The following is a 5,397-nucleotide window of genomic DNA, read 5'->3' on the forward strand; positions in this document are numbered from 1 at the left end:
AACCAAAAAAACCACTTCAATACAAAACAAAAAAAGCCTTGTATAATTCTATACAAAGCTTTCTTTTTTAAAAAACCGGCGGCTACCTACTCTCCCGCGTTTGCAGTACCATCAGCGCAAGTAGGCTTAACTTCTGTGTTCGAAATGGGAACAGGTGAGCCCTACCGCTATAACCACCCTAAATATCTTAATGGGATTTTATATAAATTTTTAAACGCTTACGGCCAATTCTATTAACTTTTATTTTTTTCTTGGACGAAATCTCCGGGTAATTAGTACTACTCGGCTATGACATCACTGCCTTTACACCTGTAGCCTATCAACGTGGTATTCTCCCACGACCCTATATCGAATTCTTATCTTGTGGCGAGTTTCGCACTTATATGCTTTCAGTGCTTATCTCTTCCAAACTTAGCTACTCAGCGGTGAACCTGGCGGCACAACTGATACACCAGAGGTTTGTTCAACTCGGTCCTCTCGTACTAGAGTCAACTCCACGCAAAATTCTACGCCCGCAATAGATAGAGACCGAACTGTCTCACGACGTTCTGAACCCAGCTCGCGTGCCACTTTAATGGGCGAACAGCCCAACCCTTGGGACCTTCTCCAGCCCCAGGATGTGACGAGCCGACATCGAGGTGCCGAACCTCCCCGTCGATGTGAGCTCTTGGGGGAGACTAGCCTGTTATCCCCGGAGTACCTTTTATCCTATGAGCGATGGCCCTTCCATGCGGAACCACCGGATCACTATGTCCTGCTTTCGCACCTGCTCGACTTGTCGGTCTTGCAGTCAAGCACCCTTATGCCATTACACTCTGCGCACGGTTGCCAAGCGTGCTGAGGGTACCTTTGAAAGCCTCCGTTACTCTTTTGGAGGCGACCACCCCAGTCAAACTACCCACCACGCAATGTCCTTCTGTTCAGAAGTTAGGCTCCAGATAAATAAAGGGTGGTATTTCAACGTCAACTCCTCGACTCCTGGCGAAGCCGATTCTTAGTTTCCCACCTATCCTACACATCATTTACCCGAAGTCAATACGAAGCTATAGTAAAGGTTCACAGGGTCTTTTCGTCCCATTGCGGGTAATCGGCATCTTCACCGATACTACAATTTCACCGAGCTCATGGTTGAGACAGTGCCCAGATCGTTACACCATTCGTGCAGGTCGGAACTTACCCGACAAGGAATTTCGCTACCTTAGGACCGTTATAGTTACGGCCGCCGTTTACTGGGGCTTCAGTCAAAGGCTTCGCTTGCGCTAACCTCCTTCCTTAACCTTCCAGCACCGGGCAGGTGTCAGACCCTATACGTCATCTTGCGATTTTGCAGAGTCCTGTGTTTTTGATAAACAGTCGCCTGGGCCTTTTCACTGCGGCTCCCTTTTTACGGGGAGCGACCTTTCTCCCGAAGTTACAGGTCTATTTTGCCTAGTTCCTTAACCATGATTCACTCGAGCGCCTTAGGATACTCTCCTCATCCACCTGTGTCGGTTTTGGTACGGGCGCTGTAAACTTGCCTTAGAAGTTTTTCTTGAGAGCTCTTACCTACACTATCCATTCCACCGTAGCTTCATGGTACTTTCACCTTCGGCATCGGCAACGCATTTTACTATTGCTGATTTACCTACAGACTTAAACGTACTATTCCGTCAGTACGCGGTAGTGTCATTACTCTGTCACTCCATCGAATTTACAGCCGGTATCGGAATATTAACCGATTTCCCATCGATTGCTCCTCTCGGATTCACCTTAGGTCCCGACTTACCCTCAGCTGATTAGCATAGCTGAGGAAACCTTGGATTTTCGGCGTGAAGGTTTCTCACCTTCATTATCGTTACTTATGCCTACATTTTCTTTTCTATACGCTCCACAATAAGTCACCTTACTGATTCTGCGCATATAGAATGCTCCCCTACCGAAATTTTCATTTCGCATAGCTTCGGTAGTATACTTATGCCCGAGTATTATCCATGCCAAACCGCTCGACTAGTGAGCTGTTACGCACTCTTTAAATGAATGGCTGCTTCCAAGCCAACATCCTAGCTGTCTGGGCAGTCTGACCTCGTTTGTTCAACTTAGTATACATTTCGGGACCTTAGCTGTTGCTCTGGGTTCTTTCCCTCTCGGACATGGACCTTAGCACCCATGCCCTCACTGCTAAGAAACATATAATAGCATTCGGAGTTTGTCAGGATTTGGTAGGCGGTGAAACCCCCGCATCCAATCAGTAGCTCTACCTCTAGTATACTCTTTCTTAACGCTGCACCTAAATGCATTTCGGGGAGTACGAGCTATCTCCCAGTTTGATTAGCCTTTCACCCCTATCCACAGGTCATCCGAAGACTTTTCAACGTCAACCGGTTCGGTCCTCCACTTTGTGTTACCAAAGCTTCAACCTGCCCATGGATAGATCACAAGGTTTCGCGTCTAATCCCACTAACTCAACGCCCTATTCAGACTCGCTTTCGCTGCGGCTCCGTAGCTGAACTACTTAACCTCGCTAGTGAAATTAACTCGTAGGCTCATTATGCAAAAGGCACGCCGTCACACCTTACGATGCTCCGACCGCTTGTAGGCGTATGGTTTCAGGGTCTCTTTCATCTTTCTTTTCGAAATACTTTTCACCTTTCCCTCACGGTACTTGTTCGCTATCGGTCTTCAAGGAGTATTTAGCCTTGGAGGATGGTCCCCCCATGTTCAGACAGGATTTCACGTGTCCCGCCCTACTCTTTTTCATACATATCCAGATTTCACTTACAGGACTTTCACCTTCTTTGGTTGTTCTTTCCAAAACATTCTGCTATCTAATTACATACTTTTGGGCTCTTCCGATTTCGCTCGCCACTACTCTCGGAATCTCGGTTGATTTCTTTTCCTCTTCCTACTTAGATGTTTCAGTTCGGAAGGTTTGCCTTCCCTTGCGGGAATACTATACTCTTGTATAGTGGGTTGCCCCATTCAGACATCTGCGGATCTATTCGTGTGTGCCAATCCCCGCAGCTTTTCGCAGCTTACCACGTCTTTCTTCGCCTCTTGAAGCCTAGGCATCCGCCATACGCCCTTAACGATTTCTTTTCCTTAGCCAATTGTATTGGCCGCTCGGTTTATTTTTTTATATAAAATCCCAATAATGTCAATGATCCGTATATAACACTGGTTCTTTTTTACTACTTCTTTCGTTTTTAGAACCTTGTGGAGAATAAGGGAGTCGAACCCTTGACCTCCTGCGTGCAAGGCAGGCGCTCTAGCCAGCTGAGCTAATTCCCCTTGTTTCCCTTTGTAGTCTCAGGCAGACTCGAACTGCCGACCTCTACATTATCAGTGTAGCGCTCTAACCGGCTGAGCTATGAGACTGATTGATTTCTATTTTCCTCGTTGCTCCTTTTACTCTTCTTCTTATGTCTTACCTTTTCCTTACAGGGGCTTTTCAGGGGTGTTATATATCTTGTGTTTTTTTAACTTTTTACTTACTCTTTTATTTGTTTAAGTAGGAAACACCTGGAAGTTGTCAGCTTCTTTTGGGGTTTTTATTCCTTGTTTTGACTTTTTGCTCTAAAAAAGAGATGTTCCAGCCGCACCTTCCGGTACGGCTACCTTGTTACGACTTAGCCCCAGTCACTAGTTTTACCCTAGGCAGCTCCTTTTACGGTCACCGACTTCAGGTACCCCCAGCTTCCATGGCTTGACGGGCGGTGTGTACAAGGCCCGGGAACGTATTCACCGCAGCATGGCTGATCTGCGATTACTAGCGATTCCAGCTTCATAGAGTCGAGTTGCAGACTCCAATCCGAACTGAGACCGGCTTTTGAGATTCGCATCTGGTTGCCCAGTAGCTGCCCTCTGTACCGGCCATTGTAGCACGTGTGTGGCCCAGGGCGTAAGGGCCGTGATGATTTGACGTCATCCCCACCTTCCTCGCGGTTTGCACCGGCAGTCTCATTAGAGTTCCCGACTTTAATCGCTGGCAACTAATGATAAGGGTTGCGCTCGTTATAGGACTTAACCTGACACCTCACGGCACGAGCTGACGACAACCATGCAGCACCTTGAAAATTGTCCGTAGAAATACTTATTTCTAAGTACGTCAATTCCCATTTAAGCCCTGGTAAGGTTCCTCGCGTATCATCGAATTAAACCACATGCTCCACCGCTTGTGCGGGCCCCCGTCAATTCCTTTGAGTTTCAACCTTGCGGTCGTACTCCCCAGGTGGGATACTTATTACTTTCGCTTAGTCACTGAGGGTTAATCCCCAACAACGAGTATCCATCGTTTACGGCGTGGACTACCAGGGTATCTAATCCTGTTCGCTCCCCACGCTTTCGTCCATCAGCGTCAATCGGTATTTAGTAACCTGCCTTCGCAATCGGGGTTCTGTGTAATATCTATGCATTTCACCGCTACACTACACATTCCAGCTACTTCAATACTATTCAAGATTAACAGTATCAACGGCAGTTCTACAGTTAAGCTGCAGGTTTTCACCGCTGACTTATCAACCCGCCTACGGACCCTTTAAACCCAATAAATCCGGATAACGCTCGCATCCTCCGTATTACCGCGGCTGCTGGCACGGAGTTAGCCGATGCTTATTCGTATGGTACCTTCAGAACATTACACGTAATGTGGTTTATTCCCATACAAAAGAAGTTTAAAACCCATAGGGCTGTCGTCCTTCACGCGGGATGGCTGGATCAGGCTCTCACCCATTGTCCAATATTCCTCACTGCTGCCTCCCGTAGGAGTCTGGTCCGTGTCTCAGTTCCAGTGTGGGGGTTCACCCTCTCAGGCCCCCTAAGGATCATCGTCTTGGTAAGCCGTTACCTTACCAACTAACTAATCCTACGCATGCCTATCTGTATCCGATTAATCTTTTAATATCTACCAATGCTGACTGATATGTTATCCGGTATTAATCCGGGTTTCCCCGGGCTATCCCAGTGATACAGGTAAGTTGCATACGCGTTACGCACCCGTACGCCGGTCTCTCTTGAAGCAAGCTCCAAAATACCCCTCGGCTTGCATGTGTTAGGCCTCCCGCTAGCGTTCATCCTGAGCCAGGATCAAACTCTCCATTGTAATTTCTTTGTTATTATCAATTTCAAGGCTTTTTCCCTAACTCAAAAGAATCTCTTTTCTTCCAGGTTGTGTTTTACTACTTTTTATCTTTCGTAAGCTTTGTTTAAAAAACTTTTTATTTCAACGATCTTTTGCGCTTCTCAGGTCCCCTCATCTTCTGTTTTTCTCTTTCGTTGTTCCTGACTTGCGGGTGCAAAGATAGCTACTTTTTCTTTCCCCGCAAGTTTTTTTGTAATCTTTTTTTAATCTTTTTTGCTAATTTATTACTAATATACTGAATACGAACCACTTAACCTCAAAAAAAATTTTTAATTTTTTTT

The 5,397-nt window shown here is 46.4% G+C and carries 2 tRNA genes and 3 rRNA genes; all 5 read right to left on the reverse strand.

The window, feature by feature from the left end:
- Positions 1–73 precede the first annotated feature (73 nt).
- The 5 genes from rrf to GFV01_RS09950 all read right to left on the reverse strand — a co-directional run bounded on the left by rrf (position 74) and on the right by GFV01_RS09950 (position 5,077).
- A 5S ribosomal RNA gene (gene rrf, locus GFV01_RS09930) occupies positions 74–181 on the reverse strand.
- A gap of 71 nt (positions 182–252) precedes the next feature.
- Positions 253–3,075, reverse strand: a 23S ribosomal RNA gene (locus GFV01_RS09935).
- 118 nt (positions 3,076–3,193) lie between these two features.
- A tRNA-Ala gene (locus GFV01_RS09940) sits at positions 3,194–3,267 on the reverse strand.
- A 13-nt stretch (positions 3,268–3,280) separates the two neighbouring features.
- Positions 3,281–3,354, reverse strand: a tRNA-Ile gene (locus GFV01_RS09945).
- Positions 3,355–3,556: 202 nt separating this feature from the next.
- Positions 3,557–5,077, reverse strand: a 16S ribosomal RNA gene (locus GFV01_RS09950).
- The 16S, 23S and 5S rRNA genes sit together here with 2 tRNA genes alongside, the layout of an rRNA operon.
- Between the last annotated feature and the right edge of the window lie 320 nt (positions 5,078–5,397).

The sequence above is a fragment of the Apibacter sp. B2912 genome, from assembly GCF_009827835.1.
Classification (GTDB): Bacteria; Bacteroidota; Bacteroidia; order Flavobacteriales; family Weeksellaceae; genus Apibacter.